At 71.9% G+C, this 19,540-nt stretch carries 20 protein-coding genes; 11 read left to right on the top strand and 9 right to left on the bottom strand.

Features of this window, described 5'->3' with window-relative positions:
- The first annotated feature begins 101 nt into the window (after positions 1-101).
- Together ACZ5VC_RS12045 and ACZ5VC_RS12040 are read left to right on the top strand one after the other, a co-directional pair.
- Positions 102-575, top strand: coding sequence for a hemerythrin domain-containing protein (locus ACZ5VC_RS12045; RefSeq protein WP_469119938.1), 474 nt, complete (start codon positions 102-104; stop codon positions 573-575).
- 139 nt (positions 576-714) lie between these two features.
- The gene (locus tag ACZ5VC_RS12040) at positions 715-2,205 is read left to right on the top strand and encodes an aminotransferase class I/II-fold pyridoxal phosphate-dependent enzyme (protein WP_469119937.1); all 1,491 of its coding nucleotides are present in this window, start codon (positions 715-717) and stop codon (positions 2,203-2,205) included.
- Between the two features lie 110 nt (positions 2,206-2,315).
- Here ACZ5VC_RS12040 and ACZ5VC_RS12035 read toward each other — a convergent pair whose 3' ends face one another.
- The 6 genes from ACZ5VC_RS12035 to ACZ5VC_RS12010 form a co-directional block, all read right to left on the bottom strand.
- Positions 2,316-2,855: a DUF5709 domain-containing protein gene (locus ACZ5VC_RS12035; protein ID WP_469120222.1), complete on the bottom strand. Its 540-nt coding sequence runs from the start codon at positions 2,853-2,855 to the stop codon at positions 2,316-2,318.
- Between the two features lie 129 nt (positions 2,856-2,984).
- A complete protein-coding gene (locus ACZ5VC_RS12030; RefSeq protein ID WP_469119936.1) occupies positions 2,985-4,001 on the bottom strand; it encodes a DNA topoisomerase IB in 1,017 nt (338 codons plus the stop codon).
- Between the two features lie 111 nt (positions 4,002-4,112).
- Entirely contained in the window at positions 4,113-5,636 is a 1,524-nt protein-coding gene (locus ACZ5VC_RS12025) for an FAD-dependent oxidoreductase (protein ID WP_469119935.1), read from the bottom strand.
- A gap of 90 nt (positions 5,637-5,726) precedes the next feature.
- Positions 5,727-6,752: an NAD(P)/FAD-dependent oxidoreductase gene (locus ACZ5VC_RS12020; RefSeq protein WP_469119934.1), complete on the bottom strand. Its 1,026-nt coding sequence runs from the start codon at positions 6,750-6,752 to the stop codon at positions 5,727-5,729.
- Positions 6,749-7,300 (bottom strand): isoprenylcysteine carboxyl methyltransferase family protein, encoded by a 552-nt coding sequence (locus tag ACZ5VC_RS12015; RefSeq protein WP_469120221.1) that lies wholly within the window; start codon positions 7,298-7,300, stop codon positions 6,749-6,751. Before ACZ5VC_RS12015 ends, ACZ5VC_RS12020 begins: the two co-directional genes overlap by 4 nt.
- A gap of 8 nt (positions 7,301-7,308) precedes the next feature.
- On the bottom strand, positions 7,309-8,370 hold the full coding sequence (locus tag ACZ5VC_RS12010; protein ID WP_469119933.1) for a type III polyketide synthase: 1,062 nt from the start codon (positions 8,368-8,370) through the stop codon (positions 7,309-7,311).
- Between the two features lie 77 nt (positions 8,371-8,447).
- Between ACZ5VC_RS12010 and ACZ5VC_RS12005 the strand changes: the two genes are divergently transcribed.
- Positions 8,448-9,356, top strand: a complete 909-nt coding sequence (locus ACZ5VC_RS12005) for a UbiA family prenyltransferase (protein WP_469119932.1) — start codon at positions 8,448-8,450, stop codon at positions 9,354-9,356.
- A 61-nt stretch (positions 9,357-9,417) separates the two neighbouring features.
- On the opposite strand, the gene ACZ5VC_RS12000 is transcribed toward ACZ5VC_RS12005, so the two are convergent.
- The gene (locus tag ACZ5VC_RS12000; RefSeq protein ID WP_469119931.1) at positions 9,418-10,398 is read right to left on the bottom strand and encodes an ArsR/SmtB family transcription factor; all 981 of its coding nucleotides are present in this window, start codon (positions 10,396-10,398) and stop codon (positions 9,418-9,420) included.
- Between the two features lie 188 nt (positions 10,399-10,586).
- Here ACZ5VC_RS12000 and ACZ5VC_RS11995 point away from each other — a divergent pair, with 188 nt between their 5' ends.
- The 6 genes from ACZ5VC_RS11995 to ACZ5VC_RS11970 all read left to right on the top strand — a co-directional run bounded on the left by ACZ5VC_RS11995 (position 10,587) and on the right by ACZ5VC_RS11970 (position 15,467).
- Positions 10,587-11,084 carry an SRPBCC family protein gene (locus tag ACZ5VC_RS11995; RefSeq protein ID WP_469119930.1) on the top strand — a complete coding sequence of 166 codons (498 nt, stop codon included), beginning with the start codon at positions 10,587-10,589 and terminating at the stop codon, positions 11,082-11,084.
- Positions 11,085-11,164: 80 nt separating this feature from the next.
- Entirely contained in the window at positions 11,165-12,385 is a 1,221-nt protein-coding gene (locus ACZ5VC_RS11990) for an MFS transporter (RefSeq protein WP_469119929.1), read from the top strand.
- Positions 12,386-12,478: 93 nt separating this feature from the next.
- On the top strand, positions 12,479-12,643 hold the full coding sequence (locus tag ACZ5VC_RS11985) for a hypothetical protein (protein WP_469119928.1): 165 nt from the start codon (positions 12,479-12,481) through the stop codon (positions 12,641-12,643).
- 134 nt (positions 12,644-12,777) lie between these two features.
- A complete protein-coding gene (locus ACZ5VC_RS11980; RefSeq protein WP_469119927.1) occupies positions 12,778-12,942 on the top strand; it encodes a hypothetical protein in 165 nt (54 codons plus the stop codon).
- A 79-nt stretch (positions 12,943-13,021) separates the two neighbouring features.
- Positions 13,022-14,128, top strand: a complete 1,107-nt coding sequence (locus ACZ5VC_RS11975) for a M29 family metallopeptidase (RefSeq protein ID WP_469119926.1) — start codon at positions 13,022-13,024, stop codon at positions 14,126-14,128.
- Positions 14,129-14,150: 22 nt separating this feature from the next.
- Complete coding sequence (locus tag ACZ5VC_RS11970) at positions 14,151-15,467, top strand: radical SAM protein (RefSeq protein WP_469119925.1); 1,317 nt, start codon at positions 14,151-14,153, stop codon at positions 15,465-15,467.
- 104 nt (positions 15,468-15,571) lie between these two features.
- On the opposite strand, the gene ACZ5VC_RS11965 is transcribed toward ACZ5VC_RS11970, so the two are convergent.
- Together ACZ5VC_RS11965 and ACZ5VC_RS11960 are read right to left on the bottom strand one after the other, a co-directional pair.
- Entirely contained in the window at positions 15,572-15,946 is a 375-nt protein-coding gene (locus tag ACZ5VC_RS11965; RefSeq protein ID WP_469119924.1) for an SAV_915 family protein, read from the bottom strand.
- Between the two features lie 254 nt (positions 15,947-16,200).
- A complete protein-coding gene (locus ACZ5VC_RS11960) occupies positions 16,201-17,376 on the bottom strand; it encodes an acyl-CoA dehydrogenase family protein (RefSeq protein WP_469119923.1) in 1,176 nt (391 codons plus the stop codon).
- A gap of 198 nt (positions 17,377-17,574) precedes the next feature.
- On the opposite strand from ACZ5VC_RS11960, the gene ACZ5VC_RS11955 reads away from it, so the two are divergent.
- Both ACZ5VC_RS11955 and ACZ5VC_RS11950 read left to right on the top strand, forming a co-directional pair.
- Positions 17,575-18,774, top strand: coding sequence for a CaiB/BaiF CoA transferase family protein (locus ACZ5VC_RS11955; protein ID WP_469119922.1), 1,200 nt, complete (start codon positions 17,575-17,577; stop codon positions 18,772-18,774).
- 56 nt (positions 18,775-18,830) lie between these two features.
- Positions 18,831-19,499 carry a GntR family transcriptional regulator gene (locus ACZ5VC_RS11950; RefSeq protein WP_469119921.1) on the top strand — a complete coding sequence of 223 codons (669 nt, stop codon included), beginning with the start codon at positions 18,831-18,833 and terminating at the stop codon, positions 19,497-19,499.
- Positions 19,500-19,540: the final 41 nt, after the last annotated feature.

Below are 19,540 nucleotides of genomic sequence, written 5' to 3'. Positions count from 1 at the left end.
CGCGTCCGTCCCTGCCCCGAACGGCCGGGATGGACGCGCACTTGGTGCGTCCGCGGGCGCGCGCCGCAAGACTGTTGCCGGGGACACGAGAAAGAGGACGCATGGACGGCATCGTGCTGCTGAAGGAAGATCACAAGACGGTCGAGAAACTGTTCAAGCAGTTCGAGAAGGCAGGCGATGACGCGGTCGCGGAGAAGCGTGAACTCGCCGACAAGATCATCGAAGAGCTCACCACCCACACGTACATCGAGGAGGAGATCTTCTATCCCGCGGCGCGGGAGGCGGACTCCGACATGAAGGACCACGTCCTCGAGAGCGTGGAGGAGCACCACGTCGTGGTGTGGATGTGCGCCGAACTCGCGAACATGGCCGCCTCCGACGAACGCTTCGACGCCAAGATGACCGTCCTCATCGAGAACGTGCGCCACCACGTCGAGGAGGAGGAGAAGGAATGGTTTCCCGACGTGCGCAAGGCGATGGGCCGTAACCGGCTCAAGGAGCTGGGGGAACAGATGGAGGCCGCCAAGTCCCAGCGGCCCGATCACCCCCTCGGGGTGCCGAGCGCCAAGGAGTGATCGCGCCCCGGGAGCCGGCCCGCCGGAGCGCATGATCCGGGCGGCGGCGGGCAGAGGCATCGGTGGGCCCCGAGATGATCTCGGGGCCCACCAGCAATGCCGCACACGGCCCGCGCATCCGGCCACCGGGAGGTACCGCATGGGCACGGCGAGGGACCACTCCCGCGCACCTGTCCTGGAAGCACTCGACGCCTATCACCGGCGGGGCCAGACCCCGTTCACCCCGCCGGGCCACAAACAGGGCAGAGGAGCGGACCCCCGCGCCGAGGCCGTCCTGGGTCCGGGCGTCTACGGTTCCGACGTCCTCGCCAACGCCGGTCTGGACGACCGCAGGACCTCCCGGCGCGTCCTGGAACGCGCCCAGGAACTCATGGCCGACGCGGTCGGCGCCGACCACACCTTCTTCTCCACCTGCGGCAGCTCACTGTCCGTCAAGAGCTCCATGCTGGCGGTCGCCGGTCCCGGCGAGAAGCTCCTCGTCGGGCGGGACGCCCACAAGTCGGTGGTCGCCGGGCTGATCCTGTCCGGCATGAGTCCCGTGTGGGTCGACCCGCAGTGGGACCCCGATCGGCATCTCGCCCACCCGCCCTCGGTGGCGGCCTTCGAGGAGGCGTTCGAGGCCCATCCCGACGCGAAGGGCGCGCTCGTCACCAGCCCGACGCCGTACGGCAGCTGCGCCGACATCGCCGGTCTGGCGGAGGTCTGCCACCGCCGGGGCCGTCCGCTGATCGTCGACGAGGCGTGGGGGGCGCATCTGCCGTTCCACCCGGATCTGCCGACCTGGGCCATGGACGCGGGCGCGGACCTCTGTGTCACCTCGGTCCACAAGATGGGCGGCGGGCTCGAACAGGGGTCGGTCTTCCATCTGCAAGGCGATCTCGTCGACCCCGCCGTCCTCAAGTCCCGTGAGGATCTGCTCGGTACGACCAGCCCGTCCGTCCTCATCTACGCCGGGCTCGACGCCTGGCGCAGGCAGATGGCCGAGCACGGCGAAGTCCTGCTGGGGAACGCGCTCGGCCTGGCCCGGCACGTGCGCGAGCGGATCGAAGCCGTCGACGGGCTCCATGTGGACGGTCCCGAGTATCTGGTCCCCGGCCGCGCGGCCGGCCTGGACCCGCTGCCCGTCGTCATCGATCTCCACGGGCTCGGCGTGGGCGGCTACACGGCCGCCGACTGGCTGCGGGAGCACCACCGCGTCAACGCGCATCTCGCCGATCACCGCAGGATCAGTACCCAGATCACGTACGCCGACGGGGAGGACACGGCCGAGCGGCTGCTGACCGCCCTCGGGGCCCTGGTCCGTCACGCGCCCGAGCTGCGTCCCGCGCCCACGGTCCATGTGCCCTCACCCGAGGAACTCCGCCTGGAACAGGCGATGCTGCCCCGGGACGCGTACTTCGGCGCGACCGAGCAGGTACCGCTGCACAAGGCGGCCGGCCGCGTCGCCGCCGAGATGCTCACCCCGTACCCGCCCGGCATCCCCGCCGTGCTGCCCGGCGAGCGGATGACCGCGCCGGTCCTCGAATATCTGCGCAGCGGTGTCGCCGCCGGGATGCTGGTGCCGGACGCCGCCGATCCGGGCCTGGGCAGTGTGCGGGTGCATGCGGAGACGGGACCGGGGGCCGGATGACCGCCGTCCTGGGCCGGTAGCGGCCGCGGGGCACGTGTGGGGGCGGACGCGATGGCGTCCGCCCCCACACATGCCCCGGTGGGTGCGCCCCGTCCGGCCTCGCGGATGCGTCAGCGGCGCGCCCGACCGCCGCCGAGGTCGTCCATGTCGATGTCGGGCTCGACGTCGGGCTCCATGTCGGTCTCGTCGGGCAGGTCGGCGGCGGAGTCGACGTGCATCGCGGCCTCCTCGGCGGACGCCGCCCCTCCGTCGATGCCCACGTCCCGGGCCAGCACGTCGATGTGCCGGGGCGGGGACGGCTCGTCCACCGAGGTCAGGCGCCCCGCACGGGTCGCGCCCGCCTGCTGGTCCACCGGCTCGCCCTCGCCGTCGGGGAGATCTCCGATCCCGTCGCCCTCCGGCGCCCCGGTGTCGGGCGTCTCCTGAGCCAGCCTCTGGTCGAGGGATTCGCCCTCGCGCTGTTCCCGGCCCGTGGTGCCGTACTTGGTGACGCCGAGGGGCCGTTCCGGCGGGGAGTAGCCCTGGTCCAGCATGTCGTCCAGTTCGGCCTCGCCGATGGCGTTCTCCAGGTCGAGGTCGTCGGTGGGCCGGTTGTCCACGTCGGAGTTCTCGGGCTGGTAGACGTCGTCGCCGCGTGCTTCGGACATGATCCGCTCCTTTCATAGGGGCCGCGCCCCGTGGGGGCCGAAGGCTCGGTTCCGCACCCGGCGGGTTCCCCGGCTCGCCCTCGGCAATCCGGACCCGAGGATCTTTGAGGTCAGCGGACGCCACGGGTCCGCTCAGCGGTCCAGCAGGTCCAGGACGGCCTTTTCCACGGGTCCCTGGGTCGCCGGGCGGCCGAACGTCCCGTGTTCGCCGAGGCGGCCGAGCGCGGGCGCGATCGTGACGCCCTCCTCGAAGAGTTCGAACACGCGGGGGTCGATGTAGGAGGCACGGCACACCGCCGGCGTGTTGCCGAGATAGCGGCTGACCTCCTTCACCGCCCGCGCCTCGATGCGGCGCCGCGCGGCACGGGCGGCACGCGCCTCGTCGGTGGGAACGGCGACCGCGACCGCGGCGAGCACGGTCGCGTGCCAGGTGCGGAAGTCCTTGGCCGTGATGTCCACGCCCGAGAGACGGCGCAGCGCCTCGTTCAGGTCCTGGCTGGTCAGATCGTGCCAGGCCTTGGCCTCCCAGTACGAGAACAGCCGGGGCCCGCCGCGGGGCCTGCGCAGCAGCGCCCTGACGACGGCCTGCGCGGGGTCGTCCACCACCGCGCGGACCAGCCGCTTGCCGCCCTTGGCCGGGTAGCTGAAGGTGATCTCGCCGTCGTCGCAGGAGGCGTGCTCGCGCTGCATCGTGGTCAGTCCGAAGGTGTGGTTCTTCTTGGCGTAGCTCTCCGAGCCGACCCGGAAGAAGCCCAGATCGAGGAGGCGCACCGCGCAGGCCGTCACGCGCTCGCGGTTCAGCCCGCGGCTGTCGAGGTCCCTGGTGACCTGCTTGCGCAGTCCGGTCAGCGACGCGGCCACCTCTCGGACGTGCTCGTGCTTCGCACGGTCCTGACGGGCCCGGAACTCCTCGTGGTAGAGGTACTGGCGCCGCCCGGCGTCGTCGGTGCCGACGGCCTGCAGATGCCCGTTGGACCAGGGGCAGATCCACACGTCGCGCCAGGCCGGGGGGATGACCAGCGACCGGATGCGGGCGAGCTCCCCGGTGTCGGGGAGCGGGTTGCCCGAGGCGTCCCGGTAGCGGAAACCGCGGCCGCTTTTGACCCTGGTGAAGCCGGGGCGGAGGGGCTCACTGGTGCGCAGCCGCATGACGCCCTCCGGGACCGCCCTGCCCGTGGGCCGGGCCGGGGCGCGGCGCCGGTCCCCGGCTCGATGCCTGCTGGGTGGGCATCCGTGCTCCCTTCGGCCCGACGACGGCGCTCAGATGTCCTTCTTGTCGAGGGGACGGACCGCCGGTCCCTGCAGGACGTCGCCGTCCACGGAGAAACGCGAGCCGTGGCAGGGGCACTCCCAGGTCCTCTCCGCGTTGTTGAAGGCGACGAGGCAGCCCAGATGGGTACAGCGCGCCGAGAGGGCGTGCGCGGTGCCTTCGTCGTCGCGGTAGACCGCGCAGCGCTCGCCCCGGACCTGTACGACGGCGCCCTGGCCCGGCTCCAGTTCCTCGGCCGACGAGGGGCCGGGGGTGCGCAGCCGGTCGCCCACGAAGTGCTTGCCGACGACTGCCTGGTGCTTGAGGAACCCGGTCGCCTCGCGCACGGTGCTGCGAAGCCTGCGCGGGTCGTACAGCTCCGCCCAGGGGGAGCTGCCGCCGTCGATGAGCGTGGCGAGCAGCCGGCCCGACATCACTCCGCCGCTCATGCCCCAGCCTCCGAAGCCGGTCGCGACGAAGAGGTGGTCGGCGCCCGGGTGCATCCGGCCCACCAGCGGCACGGTGTCGGTGGGCCCGTTGTCCTGGGCCGCCCATCGGCGCGTGAGCTCGATGCCGGGGAAGCGTTCGCGGGCCCAGGACGCGAGCCGTTCGTAGCGTTCGGCCGTGTCGCCGGTGCCGGGGGTGAACGACTCACCCGTCACGATCAGGAGGCGCCGGCCGTCCGCGTCGGGCGCGGTGCGCACCGAGCGCTTGTTGCCCTCCGCTGTGATGTACATCCCGGCGGGATCGCGTTCGGCCGGAAGCGGACCGGCGACGACGAGCTCACGGCTCGGCGAGAGCCTGGTGAAGAGCATCGCCCGGTCGAAGATCGGGTAGTGCGTGGCCACGACGACGTCCCGGGCGGTGACCGTGAATCCCGCGGCCGTGGCGATCCGGCAGGGCTCGCCGTGATCGAGTTCGGTGACGCGCGTCTGCTCGTGGATCCGGCCGCCGCGCGCCTCGATGTCGTGGGCGAGGGCGAGCAGGTACTTCCGGGGGTGGAACTGCGCCTGGTCCTCGACCCTCACGGCACCGGCGACGGGGAAGGGCAGGCCCGTGTCGGTGACGTAGGAGGCGGCGAGTCCCGCCTGCGCGGCGGCGTCCGCCTCGGCGCGCAGACCGTCGGCCGCGCCGGGGTCCTCGCAGTAGGTGAACGCCGGCCGACGCTCCAGTTCGCAGTCGATGCCCAGCTCCCGGGTGACGTCGGCGACGTGGGCGACGGCGTCGCTCTGTGACCGCGCGTACAGTTCGGCCCCCTCGGCGCCCCTGGTCCGCCGCAGCCGGGCGTAGACGAGGGTGTGCAGGGCGCTGACCTTCGCCGTGGTGTAGCCGGAGACGCCCGCCGCGACCCGGCCGGCTTCGAGCACGACGACGGCGTGGCCCTTGCGGGACAGCTCCCAGGCGGTGCTCAGCCCGGCGATGCCGGCGCCGATGACGACGACATCGGCCTCGATGTCGTCGGCGAGCGGCGGCCACGGCGCGGACCGGGCGGTTTCCATCCAGTGCGAGGCGTACGTGCCGGGAAGGGGCGTCATACACGGCGGGTTTCCAGAAATCGCCGTTCGATGCGCCGGAGGCCGCGCCGCGCTCGTGCGGCGTCCGGGCCCAGCCGGCCGGGTCGAGCGTCAGGCCAGGAGGTTCACCGCCCGGGTGAAGGTGCCGGGCAGGCGTGCGGCGAGGGGGACGATGCGCGGCGCGAGGCGTGGCTGGTGGCGGGCCCAGAGCAGGGATCCGGTGAGCAGGCGGTAGCTGCGCGAGACCTTGCGCCAGGCCTGCTCGTAGGTGTCGGGCCTGCCCGCACCCACGCAACGCACCAGTTCCCTGGCCCCGTTCAGGGCGAGCGTGAGGCCCTCGCCGGTCAGGGCGTCGACGTATCCGGCCGCGTCACCGACGAACAGCACACGGCCGACGACCCGCGTGCGGGCCTGCTGCCGCAGGGGCCCGGCGCCGCGGACCGGTGTGCGCCGGGCATTGGGCGGCAGCCGGTCCATCAGGTGCGGGAAGCGGGCAAGCTGTTCCTCGAAGGGGGCGTGTTCGCTGGTCAGGACGGCGACCCCGACCCGGTGGGGGGCGAGCGGGGTGATGTACGCCTCCGAGTGGGCCGACCAGTACACCTCGACGAGCTCGCTCCAGGGCTCGATGTCGTAGTGGCACCGCAGGCCGTAGCGCGCGGTGCGGCGCCTCGCCGGCGCGCACAGGCCGAGCAGGCGCCGCACGGGTGAGTGCAGGCCGTCGGCGGCGACGAGGTACCGGGCGGTCAGGCCGGCGGCGGTGACCCGGGTGACGTCCTGGCTCAGGTGGTCGATGCGGCGCGGCACGACCCGTACGCCCAGGTCGGCGGCGCGCGCCGCCAGCGCCGCGTGGAGGGCGGTGCGGCGGACGCCGAGGCCGGAGCCGGTGCGGAAGAGGGCTTCGGCGCGGTGGCCCCCGGCGCCGTCGAGGTAGCGGATGCCGTGGAACGGCCGCCCGTCGACGGCCACCCCCAGCTCCCGCAGTTCTCGTACACCGGCCGGCATCAGGCCCTCGCCGCACGCCTTGTCGATCGGGGTGGGGCGCGGTTCGAGGACCACCATCTCGAGTCCGGCGAGGGCGCCGTGGATGGCGGTGGCGAGACCGGCGGGACCGCCGCCGGCGATGAGCACGTCGATCACGGCGTGACCCCCGGTGCGGTGGGGAGACGGCCGGCGGCCGGGCCGGGCTCGCCGAGAGCGGTCTCCTCGCAGCGGATGCGTACGGTCAGCAGCGCGGCGTTCAGGGCGGTGAAGGTGAGGGCGGTGAGCCAGGCCGTGTGGACGAGCGGCAGGGCCGCTCCCTCGACGACGACCGCCACGTAGTTGGGGTGGCGCATCAGCCGGTAGGGCCCGGCCGTGACCAGCGGCAGGCCGGGGACGACGACGACCCGGGTGTTCCAGCGGGGGCCGAGGGTGGCGATGCACCACCAGCGCAGCCCTTGGGCGGCCAGGGCCAGGGCGAGCGCGGTCCAGCCGAGCAAGGGGATGAACGGGCGGTCCGCCGCCCAGGGTTCGAGCGCGCAGCCGGCCAGCAGCGCGGTGTGGAGAGCGACCATCGCCGGATAGTGGCCGCGGCCGTACTCCCGGCCTCCGCGCGCCAGGCTCCAGGCCGTGTTGCGCCGGGCGGTGACCAGTTCCGCGAGCCGTTCGAGGGCGACCAGGAGGATCAGGACCAGGTAGGGGATCACGTCGTGGCTCACCAGCGCAGGAGGACGAGTTCGGAGGAGAAGCCCGGTCCCAGCGCGAGCATCACGCCGACCGAGCCGGGCGGGGGCGGGCCCGCGGTGTGGAAGTCGCTGAGGATGTGCAGTACGGATGCCGAGGACAGGTTCCCCGCGGCGGCGAGCGAACGCCGGCTGGCCCGGAACGCGTCGGCGGGCAGGGCCAGCGCGTCGGCCAGCACGTCGAGGATCTTCGGCCCGCCGGGGTGGCAGATCCAGGTCGTCACGTCGGCCGGTTTGAGGTCGTGGTCGGAGAGGAACGACTCGACCTCCTCGGCGACGTGGAGCCGGACCAGTTCGGGGAGTTCGCGGCCCATGACCATACGGAATCCCCAGTCGCCGATGTCCCAGCCCAGGAGGTGTCCGGTGCCCGGGTAGAGGCGGCTGCGGGCCGCCACCACGGTGGGGCCGCTCGCGCCGGCGTGCAGCGGGTGGTCCTCGCCGACGGCCAGCAGGGCCGCCGCGCCGTCGCCGAACAGGGCGCCGGCGACGAGGTTCGCCATTGACACATCGGCGTGCTGCAGGGTGAGCGAGCACAGTTCGGTGGACAGGAGGAGGGCGGCGTGGGCGGGCCGGCCGGTGAGGTAGTCGTGGAGGCGGGCCACGCCGGCCGCGCCGCCCGCGCATCCGAGGCCGAAGAGGGGGACCCGCTTGATGTCGGGACGCAGTCCGGCCCGGTCGGCGAGGCGGGCTTCGAGGGACGGAGTCGCGAGACCGGTCACCGTCGTCGACATGACGAGGTCGATCCCTTCGGCGGCGAGGCCCGAGGCCGCGACGGCGAGGGCGACGGCCCGCTCCCCCAGCCCGAGCGCGGTCTCGATGAAGGTGGTGTTGGAGCGGCCGAAGCCGCCCGGTTCGCCGTAGCGCTCCAGTGGCTGGGCGAGATGGCGTGTGTCGACCCGCACGGAGGCGTGCACCCGGCGCAGCAGGCCCGGGTCGATGCCCGGAGGCAGGCAGCGGACGAGCGCTTCCGTGATGTCCCGTTGCCGGTAGCGGTGGGGTGGGAACACCATGCTCACTGCCAGGACACGCGTCATGGACCCAACATAGAAAATATTTGACACAAGCCCATGAAATTGGTCATACCGGGCGCGGCGTGGCATAGCGTGGCGCCGTGCCGAGCACCACGTCCGACGGCCGTCGGAACGCCACCCCCGCCACGCCTGCCGCGCCGGGCGGGGTACTGAGGGGCGGGGTGGGGCTCCTGAAGGCCTGTCACCCGCTCCCGGCCGCGGCCGTCACCGTCCTCGCCACCGCCCTCGCCGCCGCCATGGGGCTGGACCTCGCCCCGGTGGCCCTCGTGGCCGGCGCGGTGGCCGCCGGGCAGTTGTCGGTCGGCTGGTGCAATGACCGGGTCGACCTGCGGAGGGACCGGGCGTCGGGGCGTCGTGACAAGCCGCTGGTGACGGGCGAGGTCCGGCCCGGCACGGTGACCCGCGCCGCCGTCGCGGCCCTCGCGGCCTGCGTGCCGCTGTCGTTGGCCTATGGGCTGCTCCCGGGCGCCGCGCATCTGTTGGCGGTGGCGGCTGCCTGGGCGTACAACCTCCGCCTGAAGAGCACTGCCGCTTCCTGGCTCCCGTACGCCCTGGCCTTCGGACTGCTTCCGTCGGTCGTCACCCTCGGCCTGCCGGGCGCGCCGCTGCCGCCGCCGTGGCTGACGGCCGCCGCCGCGCTGCTCGGCGCCGGGGCCCACTTCGCCAACGTCCTTCCCGACATCGAGGACGATGTCGCGACGGGCGTGCTCGGGCTGCCGCAGCGGCTGGGCCGACGGCGCTCGGCGGCGCTGGCGGCGCTCCTCGTCGTCGGTTCCTCGATCGTCCTGGCCGTCGGCCCGCCGGGCCCGGTCGGCGTGGCGGGAGGGGTGGTTCTGACGGCGACGGCGCTCCTCGCGCTCCTCGCGGCTGCCCCGCTGCCGGCCTCATTCGCCGGAGGGCACATTCCGTTCCGGGCCACGATGGTGATCGCGGCCGCCGATGTCGTCCAGCTGCTGGTGCGGGGCGCCGAGTTGGCTGCTCCCCGCTAGGAGTCCGCCGCCGACCGGAGGAGCAGCGCGGGCGGCGGCCCGGCCACGAAGCACGGCGGCGTCACGCGGCGTGCGCCGCCTCCAACAGATGCGTCCCCAACGGCGTCCGCTGGTACAGCACCCATCTTCCGGCCCTTCGCGACGACACCAGACGGCACCGTCGCAGAATCGCCAGGTGCTGGCTGACCGCCGGCGGCGTCATCCCGAGGTAGGCGGCGAGCTGGCTGGTGGACAGCGGCATGTCGAGATGGGCGAGCACGAGCGCCCGGTTGCGACCGACGAGCTCCGCGATGGGCGCGCCGCCGGCGCCCTGGGAATCGGCCCAGACCTGGCCGGTGCCGCGCGGCGGATAGGTCAGAGCCGGCTGGTACGGCTCGTTGTACAGCACGACCATACCGGGCCATGCGAAGACACAGGGGACCAGCAGCAGGCCTCCCCCGTCCCCGCTGCGGACGGCGCTGCGGTGCGGCTTGTCGATGCGCAGGCGATCGCCCGCGTACTCGACGTCCTGGTGCAGATCGCTGAAGACCTTCGCGAACCCGCCGGTGGCGAGCTGGTCCATGCGATGGCTGATGTCGGCGTCGAGCACCGCACGCAGTCGCGGCCACACCGGCTCGATGACGGCCTTCCAGTAGGCCGAGATGCGGGCGGCCAGGGTGCCGAGTTCCTTCTGGGGGCGCTCGTAGAGGGACACGAGCTCGCGCGGGAGGGGCCGGTCGCCGCGCAGGTCGTCCAGGGCGTCGCGGACGGCGTCGTCCGATGCGCTGCGGACGGCCTCGAGTTCCTCCTCGAAGTTTCCGCGCATCCGCTCCATGGGAGGCGCGAGGAAGTCGGGGATGCAGCGCGCGTCGGCCATCAGGGCGATCAGCAGACCGAGATCGATGCCGGCCAGTCGCGGCTTCATCCGCGTCAACCACGGCCGGTTCAGGGCCTGTTCCTGCCGTCCGGCGACGACGCGCACGCTGTGGACGAGCTCTTCCATCGGCGAGTAGGCGAATCGTGTGGCGGCCAGGTCCGCCGGGCCCAGCAGAATCTCGATCACGCCGCCAGGCTAGTGCCGATTAAGCCACAGCGAAATGGTGTCGGCCCCACCGGCTGTCGTGCGACCTTCTTGCCACCGGTCGGGGCCGCAAGCGCAGCGAGCGGCTCCCAGGCCCACTGGTCCCGGCCTGCCAGGCCGGATCTCACCTGCCCCGACCGGGCGCACGTGGTGAAAAGGAGGAACATCCAATGGCGACTGTACGCAGACAAATCATGATGGAAGCCGATGCCGCTGAGGTGTGGGAGGTGGTCCGGGACTTCGTCACAGGCCCTCGGCGACTCGCGCCCGGTCTGGTCCGGGAGAGCCGGGGTGAGGCCCCGGACACCAGGGTCGTCACCTTCGAAGACGGCGCTGTGGCGGTCGAAAGACTCGTCGGCGTCGACCATGTCGGTCGCCGCCTCGTCTTCTCGGTCGTCGGGGGGACCGTGACGCCACTGCACGACAGCTCGTCGATGCAGGTCGTCCCTCTGGATCAGGGCCGAAGCCGGTTCGTGTGGATCCACGACATCCTGCCCGACGAACTCGCCGGGCCCTTCGCCTCCCGCATGGAAACGGCGTTGATCGCCTTCAAGAGGACGCTGGAAGCCGGCGGCGGAGCGCGGCCCGGGCCGGGCGACCAAGCGGTCCTGCCGGGCGGCCCACCACCGGAACCGGGGTTCATCCGGTCCCACCCGTCACTCCAGTGATCGGTGCGACGGCGGCGGCCCATCACCCCGCGGGGCCACCGCCCCTACCTCGTGAGGTCAGTGCGACAGCCGCCGCTCTCATGATCTCCTGCCTCGGGGACGGTGTGGCCATCACGGCCCTGATGCTGCACTTTCACCAAAGTGGCGTGGGCAGTTCGGGGATGGCCGCTCTGTTCGCCGCACTCGCGGTGCCGGGGATCGCATGTGCGGGTGCCGCGGGACGCGTTGCGGACCGGCTCTCCTTCCGGCCCGTTGTCGCCCTGACCGGTTCCGCCATGGTCGTGGTCTCCGCGATCATGGCCTGCACCGAGTCCGTCCCGGTTCTCGTCGGCCTGCTGGCACTGTTGTCGTGTCTGATGGCAGTCACCGGGCCGGTGCTGACCAGATCGGTACTGGACGCCACCGCGTCCGACCAGGTCAACCGGGCCGCGGCACGGGTCTCCATGGGATCCGGCGCCGGATACCTCATCGGGCCGGCAGCCGCTGGACCACTGCTGGACGGCGTGGGACTGCGCGGAGTTCTCCTCGTCAACGCCGTCACCTACCTCGCGCTACCCGCGGTCGCGGCCCTGGCACGATTCCCTCGTGCGGCGCCGCCGGTGGCGAAGGCGTCATCGGGGGACGCAGGCTCACCCCGACGCTCCCACGGGCCGGGTCTCGCATCGGGGCTCCGGGCCCTGATGGCACAACCTCTCACCGCGCGCACGGTCCTGCTCGGCTCGGCGATCACCTTCGCCCTGCAGTTCACCAACGTCGCCGAGATCTACCTGGTCCGTGATGTGTACGGAGCCAGCGGGACGGTCTTCGGCATGCTGACGGTGGTGGTGGCCGCGGGCCAGCTGCTCGGCGCATGGCTGGCGGGGAATCTCCTGGCGCGGCACCCGGTGGGCCCCCTCGGCACTCTGAGCGCTCTCGTCATCGGATCCGCGCTGGTCGGCATCGCCCTCCTCCACCACGTGCTCTTCCTCTTCGCCCTGACCGCGCTCTACGGGATCGCCAACGGCAGCTTCGGCGTGGGCCGGCAAACCGCCCTGGCGCTCTCCGTGCCCCGCGGCAGCCGCGGCAGCGCGGTCGCCGCCTGGAACGCGCTGGCCAACACCGCCACGGTGGCAGCCCTCGGCAGCGCGGGCGTCGTCGGCACCGCCGCCCCGCCGCAGGCCCTCTTCGCGGCTGCCGGTGCGCTGGTCGTCCTTGCCGCGCTTCCGATCTCCACGCGGTGGTGGCCTCGCCTATGGGCCACCACGATGTGCGACTCCCCGCACCCCTCGTCAGGGGCGGGGTCGTCCGCACCCACGATCTGATCCGTTGTCCTTCGACGCCGGATCACCGCTTACGAGCACCGCTCCGTAAGCAGCTCCACCGCATTCACCACCTCCACGAAAGGAAGAACAACCATGTCGCATGCGATGTCCGTCCGCCTGCAGTCCGTGCAGGACGAGCTCCTCCAGGGGGAGCCGGTGATGATCCGTGACAGCGAGATCATCACCGCAGGCGACCTGCTGTCCGCAGACGACGACCTTCCCGGCCTCTGGAACATCCTCAACGCCGGCTGCATGTAAGCAGATCGGGACCTCCGTTTTGGGCACCGCGTTCGACCCGACGGGGGGCGGAGGTCCCCATCGGGTCGCGGCGGTTCTCCGCCGCGACCCCAGGCCCGTCTCATTTCTCGAACCGATCCGAACAGGGAGACACCATGTCGCACGCCATGTCCGTCCGCCTGCACTCCGTACAGGAAGAGCTCCTCCAGGGGGAGCCGGTGATGATCCGTGACAGCGAGATCATCACCGCAGGCGACCTGCTGTCCGCAGACGACGACCTTCCCGGCCTCTGGAACATCCTCAACTCCGGCTGCGCGTAGCCGACTCACCGGGTGCCGGAGCGCTGCCTGCTCCGGCGCCCCTCCTCGCCCTTCCCTCCGCGCGTACCAGGAGATCCCCATGACCTCTTCCGGATCCCAGATCGACGACCGCGTCATGCGGGGCGTCGACACCCTTCTCGACGACTACGCCTCCCTTCATCCCGACGACACTCTCGCCGTGTTCTACACCCCGGATTGCAGAGAACAGGCGTCACTGCTCCTTCTGGTGGCCCGGGACCGGGGGTTCGATCCCCTCGTGGTCGCCATGGCGGCCATTTCCGACGGTGACCTCCCTCAGCGGATCAAGGCGGCGCTTCCCGCGCCGGGTGCCCTCCGTCGCCGGCTCGTCCTGATCACGATCGAACGCGACACGATGTCGCACGCCGCCGTCATACGGAGGGAGATCGCCTGCTACGGAGACCGCGTCCTGCCGATTCGCATCATCAACGGCAGCTGGGACTTCTTCCGCTTCGCCCTCGGACCCTCACCGGCCGAACTCAGTGCCATCAACTCCGGACTCCTGCACCGGTTCCTCGAGGCCCGGCACCTGGCCGTCACCACCAGCTCGGGCACGGAGCTGGAGATACGTCTGGACAACGACCGCTACAGATGGCTCAGCAATAGGGGCGTGTGGCGGCCGGGGTCCTTCGTGGTGCTGCCTGCCGGTGAGGTCGCGACCTACCCCGCCTCGGTCACCGGCCGACTGGTCGCGGACGGCGCCTTCAACGTCAACAAGGCGGTCGATCTGGACGCCCGTCTGGCCGAGCACCCGTTGACGGTCGAGATCAAGGACAGCAAGGCCGTCTCCCATCGGTGCGCCGACGAGAGGGTCGCCGAACTCTTCGCCCGCTGCGTCCGCATGGAGTACGGCGATCGCGTGGGCGAACTGGGCTTCGGCACCAACACGGGCATCGACGGCTTCATCCCCATGAACTCGCACATCAACGAACGGCATCCCGGCGTCCACGTCGGCTTCGGCCAGCACGGGCAACTGCTCGAGGCGGTGGACTATTTGGCGGACGTGCACATCGACCTGATCACCTCGGACGCCGTCGTCCACATCGATGGCGACCCGGTGCCCGTCGACTCCCGTCTGCTCGTCCCGAGCAGCCTGCCCCACCCCACCCATGTGAACGATGAGGACATCGACGGTGACTGCTGCGGCTCCCGAATCCCCTACAACTGAGTGGCGGGCCAGCCGCTACCGCGTGCACAGCGACAGGTCGTACGTCAACGCGCGGGGTGAGCGTCTGCGCGTGGTGTACGGAACGCGCCGCGCCGTGGCCGTCGCCCTGCCCGAAGACATCGCCGAGGGCCTGATGACAGGTGTCGTTCCGTACGGTGACCCCGTCCTCTTCCAGCGCCTGGTCGATCTGGAACTCGTCGTCCCGGCCGCCGTGGAGGAACTCGACACGTTGCTCGACCGCTCCAGACGAGCCGCGGCGGACCATTCCCACCGGTCCTTCACCCTCATGCCGACGTCCTACTGCAACATGGGATGCGCCTACTGCGGTCAGGCCCACACCAAGGGGGCGCTCCCCATGACCCACCGGGAGGCGATCGCCGCCCGCGTGGAAGGCGCCATCGGCGCGGAGGCGACGGACGCGGTCGCGGTGCGGTGGTTCGGAGGCGAGCCCCTGATGGGATACGCCGTCATCCTCACCCTCAGCCGGGGATTCGTCAGTGCCGCTCAGCGCGCCGGTGTGGCCTACAGCGCGACGATCATCACGAACGGGTCCCTGCTCACCCTGGCCAAGCTGCGCCGGCTGCACCACGAGGCCCGCATAGGAAAGATCGTGATCACTCTCGACGGTCCGCCCGAGATCCACGACGGGTCCCGGCCACTCAAGTCCGGCGGCGGCTCCTTCCACCACATCACCGATGTCGTGATGCGGGCACTGGCCACGGAGGACCTGCACGGGCTCGCCTTCGAACTGCGTACCAACGTCAGTACCGGCAACGCGGATCACGTGGACGCGTACCTCGACTGGATGGCCGGTCACGGCTTCGCGCACCCGCGCGTCTCCTTCACCTTGGAGAGAGTCCACTCCTGGTCCAACGACGTGTCGTCCATCGAGCTGGACGGACCGTCCTACGCCAGGCGTGAGGAGGCGTGGCTGACCAGGATGTCGGACGCCGGGCTGCGTTTCATGGCGCTGCCCGCCGCCTCCAAGCCCGTCGTATGCGCGGCGGTTTCCGCGAGGTCGGAGATCATCAGCAGCACCGGAGCCATCTTCTCGTGCAGCGAGCAGCCGCTCGTCCCCCTCGCCGAAGCGGAGCAGGCACTGGCGCGCATCACCGATCCGTCCCTTGCCGGCACACGGCCCGCGGGTCCCTACGACGGCTGGCACGACCGCATCCAACAGCGCGAAGTCCCGTGCGCCGACTGCCCGATGCTCCCCGTGTGCGGGGGCTCCTGCCCCAAGCTGTGGACGGAGGGGATGGTCCCCTGCCCGAGCTACAAGCACAACATGCGGTACCGACTCGACCTGCTGGCCCGGCGGCAGGGGCTGCTGCCGCGGTGAGGAACCGCCGCGGCGGAAGCGGAAGTCTCGCTCCGGCCGCGAGGTGGCCTTCGGGTCCATGAGGCGGGCCTCCGCCCGGTGGGGGCCGCTGCCGGGGGCCCGCGTCACCCGGAAGGAGGTACGTCCAGGACGGGGTGGGCGTCGACCATCACCCGGTCGATGCCGAGGGGCCGGCCGAGGGAACGCAGCGCGGGCTCCGAGAGCCGGATCCATGCCTGCTCCTCGCCGAGCACCGCGAGCAGCAGCCGCTCGGTGGTGAAGCCGACGACCGTCCGCTCGCCCAGGGGAGTGCGGAACAGCCGAACGGCGCAGCCCGCGGGCCCCACGCGGACCGGTACGTACAGCGGCCCCGCGGGGGCCGGGCGAGAGGGCTGCGAGGCGTCGGCCCTGGGGACGTCGACGGGCAGGAGGTCGGGGTGCTCGGCGTCGGGGGGCGGAGGGTCGGGGTGCGGATGGTCGTCGCCGGTGAACTCGGCCATCGCGACTCCTTGGGGCGCCTCGGACGGGGAGCGGCCCCGGGGTGCGGGAAAGGCATACCGGAGCACGATGACGACGCTAACCCCGGGGCGCGATCACGTCCTGCGGGCCCTGCGGCTCCTTGCCGCGGCGCCGCGCCGGGAGCGGCGACAAAGGCTCGTGGCGGTTCACTCGCCCGGCCGGGTCCCGCGGTTCACTCCCCCGGCCGGGTCCCGCGGTTCACTCCCCCGGCCGGGTCGCGACGGTCGTGGGGTCCTCAGCGGAACGCGGCCTCGCCCGTGAGGGCCTTGCCGACGACGAGGCTGTGGACCTCGCTGGTGCCCTCGTAGGTCAGGACGGACTCCAGGTTGTTGGCGTGGCGCATCACCGGGTACTCCAGCGTGACGCCGCTGGCGCCGAGGATCGTGCGGCACTGGCGGGCGATCCCGATCGCCTCGCGCACGTTGTTGAGCTTGCCGGCGCTGACCTGTTCGGGGGTGAGCCGGCCCGCGTCCTTGAGGCGCCCGAGGTGCAGGGCGAGCAGCATGCCCTTGCCGAGCTCCAGCGACATGTCGGCGAGCTTCTGCTGGGTGAGTTGGTACGAAGCGAGGGAGCGGGCGAAGACGACCCGGTCCCCCGCGTACGAGATCGCCGTCTCCAGGCAGTCGCGGGCGGCTCCCAGGGCGCCGAAGACGATGCCGAACCGGGCCTCGTTCAGACAGCCGAGCGGACCGGCGAGACCGCGCGCGCCCGGCAGCATCGCGTCGGCGGGCAAGCGGACGCCTTCGAGGACGAGTTCGCTGGTCACGCTGGCCCGCAGGGAAAGCTTCTGCTTGATCTCGGGAGCGCTGAAGCCGGGGGTGCCGGCCGGCACCAGGAAGCCGCGAACTCCCTCGTCGGTACGGGCCCAGACGACCGCCACATCCGCCACCGAGCCGTTGGTGATCCACATCTTGGTGCCGTTGAGCACCCAGTCGGAGCCCTCCCGCCGGGCATGGGTGCGCATCGAGCCGGGGTCGGACCCGGCGTCCGGCTCGGTGAGCCCGAAGCAGCCGATCCTCTCGCCCGCGGCCATGCCGGGCAGCCACTCCCGCTTCTGGTCCTCGGAGCCGTACGCCCGGATGGCGTACATCGCGAGGGATCCCTGCACGGAGACGAGACTGCGCAGTCCGGAGTCGACCGCCTCCAGCTCCAGGCAGGCGAGCCCGTAGGAGACGGCGTTGGTGCCGGCGCAGCCGTAGCCCTCCAGGTGCATGCCGAGGACACCGATCCCACCGAGGCGCAGGGCCAGTTCGCGGGCGGGGACGGCGCCCCGCTCGAACCAGCCGGCGACGTGCGGGCGCAGTTCACGCTCCGCCATGGCCCGCACGGTCCGGCGGATCTCCCGCTCCTCGTCGGTCAGCAGCCCGTCGATCGCGAGCAGGTCGAAGGGGTGGACGGGCGACGACTTCATGGCGGCCTCCAGGCTTCGGCGGTGCGGGGTTCCACGGCGACCCGGCACGAACCGCACCCTAGGCCCCGATCGGATTTTGGATCCAGTATTGAATTTCGGTCGGCGGGATGCGTAGGTTCCCTGGGAACGGACCGGGGCCGGGAACGGACCGGCCGTGCGACCGCGACCGCGACCCGCGACCCGCGAAAGGACATCGGGATGCCAGACCAGCAGGGAGCTCCTCAGGGAGCCGGGGCGCTCTCCGGGATCGTCGTCGCCGACTTCGGGCGGGTGCTCGCCGGGCCGTACATGACGATGCTGCTGGCCGACCTCGGCGCCGACGTCATCAAGATCGAGCGACCGGGGGCGGGTGACGACACCCGCGCCTGGGGTCCGCCCTTCGCCGACGGCGAGGCCACCTACTTCCTGGGCGTCAACCGCAACAAGCGCTCCATCGCCCTCGACCTGACGGACGACCGGGGGCGGGAGGCCGCCCGGGCGATCGTGTCCCGGGCCGACGTCCTGGTGGAGAACTTCCGGCCCGGCACCATGGACCGGCTGGGCCTCGGGTACGAGGAGACCCGGGCGCTCAACCCCGGGCTCGTCTACTGCTCGGTGACCGGTTTCGGCGCCGCCGAGGGGGCCGCCCTCCCCGGATACGACCTGCTGGTCCAGGCGATGGGCGGGCTGATGAGCGTGACCGGCGAGCCCGGCGGCGCGGGGACCAAGACGGGGGTCGCCCTCGTCGACGTCATCACCGGTCTGCACGCGGGCCTGGGAGTGCTCGCCGCGCTGCGCCACCGCGACCGTACGGGCGAGGGCCAGCGGATCGAGGTGTCGCTGCTCACCTCGCTCCTGTCGGCGCTCACCAACCAGGCGTCGGCGTACGTCGGCGCCGGAGTCGTTCCGCGGGCGATGGGCAACCGGCATCCGAGCATCGCGCCGTACGAGGTCTTCGACGCCGAGGACCGGCCCCTGGTGCTGGCGGTCGGCAACGACCGGCAGTTCGCGGTCCTGTGCGAGCGGATCGGACGCCCGGAGCTCGCAATGGACGAGCGCTTCGCGACCAACCCCGCCCGGGTCGCCAACCGGGGCCCGCTGATCGACGAGCTGGCCGGCCCGCTGTCGGAGCGGACCGCCGACCGCTGGTTCGACGAACTCACCGCGGCGGGGGTGCCATGCGGTCCGATCAACGACCTGGCCGCCGCCTTCGGTCTCGCCGAGCGTCTCGGGCTGGGCGCCAGGGTGCGGATCACCGACCCGGCCCGCGACACGCCCGTCGACCAGGTCGCCAACCCCATCACCCTCGCCGCCACTCCGGCCACCTACCGGACCGCTCCCCCACGGCTCGGCGAACACACCGAGGCCCTCCTCGCCGAACTCGGCCTCCCGGCAGCGCCCCGCGGGTCGGCCCCGTAGGAAGATGTACCCCACCGGCGAGACGGAGAGGTCAGGGGCGATGAGGCGATGACGCGATGAGCAGCGCTGTGCGGCAGAAGCGGCGCCCGCCGACCGCTCAGCAGTTCGTCCTGGAGGAGCTGCGGCGCGCCATCACCAGCGGGGAGCTCCGTCCGGGCGAGCCGATCAGGCAGGACGCCCTGGCCGCACGGCTCGACGTGAGCCGGGTGCCGCTGCGCGAGGCCCTCAAGATGCTGGAGGGCGAGGGCCTGGTCGTTCACCTGGCCCACCGGGGCTACTTCGTGACCGAGCTGTCCCTGGCGGACCTGGAGGAGATCTACCGCATCCGGGAGCTCCTGGAGACGGAGGCCGTCCGCCAGGCCGTCACCCGGACGGGACCCGAGCTGATCGCCGTCCTGGAGGAGGCGCAGGCGGAGGTCGAACGCGCGGGCGCGGACGGGGACGTCGGGGACATGGCGGCGGCCAACCGGCGGTTCCACTTCGCGCTGATCGAGGCGTCCGGGATGCCCCGTCTGGTCCGGCTGATCGGCACGCTGTGGGACTCCACCGACGCCTACCGGTCGCTCTACTACGCCCAGCAGCCCAACCGTGCCCGTGTGGTGGCCGAACACCGTGCGGTCATCGACGCCCTGCGGAACGGCGACGCGGACGCCGTCGTGCGGTGGCTCGACGAGCACCGAGCGCACGCGGTCACCGCGCTCAGGGACGTCCTGGACCTCGCCTGACGACGAGCTCTCCCCCGAAAACCGGAGCCCTCCGCCGAAAA

This window comes from Streptomyces sp. NPDC033174, assembly GCF_055577795.1.
Note: the sequence above shows the minus strand (reverse complement) of the source record. Positions and strands in the feature narration are given on the sequence as shown.

Bases quoted from the DNA above. Each gene is read 5' to 3' on its own strand.
- ACZ5VC_RS11980 (WP_469119927.1), top strand. From the start codon at position 12,778: ATGTCGCACGCCATGTCCGTCCGCCTGCACTCCGTACAGGAAGAGCTC.
- ACZ5VC_RS11960 (WP_469119923.1), bottom strand. From the start codon at position 17,376: ATGAAGTCGTCGCCCGTCCACCCCTTCGACCTGCTCGCGATCGACGGG.
- ACZ5VC_RS12045 (WP_469119938.1), top strand. From the start codon at position 102: ATGGACGGCATCGTGCTGCTGAAGGAAGATCACAAGACGGTCGAGAAA.
- ACZ5VC_RS11990 (WP_469119929.1), top strand. From the start codon at position 11,165: ATGATCTCCTGCCTCGGGGACGGTGTGGCCATCACGGCCCTGATGCTG.
- ACZ5VC_RS12030 (WP_469119936.1), bottom strand. From the start codon at position 4,001: ATGCGGCTGCGCACCAGTGAGCCCCTCCGCCCCGGCTTCACCAGGGTC.
- ACZ5VC_RS12025 (WP_469119935.1), bottom strand. From the start codon at position 5,636: ATGACGCCCCTTCCCGGCACGTACGCCTCGCACTGGATGGAAACCGCC.
- ACZ5VC_RS12010 (WP_469119933.1), bottom strand. From the start codon at position 8,370: ATGACGCGTGTCCTGGCAGTGAGCATGGTGTTCCCACCCCACCGCTAC.
- ACZ5VC_RS11965 (WP_469119924.1), bottom strand. From the start codon at position 15,946: ATGGCCGAGTTCACCGGCGACGACCATCCGCACCCCGACCCTCCGCCC.
- ACZ5VC_RS11985 (WP_469119928.1), top strand. From the start codon at position 12,479: ATGTCGCATGCGATGTCCGTCCGCCTGCAGTCCGTGCAGGACGAGCTC.
- ACZ5VC_RS11975 (WP_469119926.1), top strand. From the start codon at position 13,022: ATGACCTCTTCCGGATCCCAGATCGACGACCGCGTCATGCGGGGCGTC.
- ACZ5VC_RS11950 (WP_469119921.1), top strand. From the start codon at position 18,831: ATGAGCAGCGCTGTGCGGCAGAAGCGGCGCCCGCCGACCGCTCAGCAG.
- ACZ5VC_RS12040 (WP_469119937.1), top strand. From the start codon at position 715: ATGGGCACGGCGAGGGACCACTCCCGCGCACCTGTCCTGGAAGCACTC.
- ACZ5VC_RS11955 (WP_469119922.1), top strand. From the start codon at position 17,575: ATGCCAGACCAGCAGGGAGCTCCTCAGGGAGCCGGGGCGCTCTCCGGG.
- ACZ5VC_RS11995 (WP_469119930.1), top strand. From the start codon at position 10,587: ATGGCGACTGTACGCAGACAAATCATGATGGAAGCCGATGCCGCTGAG.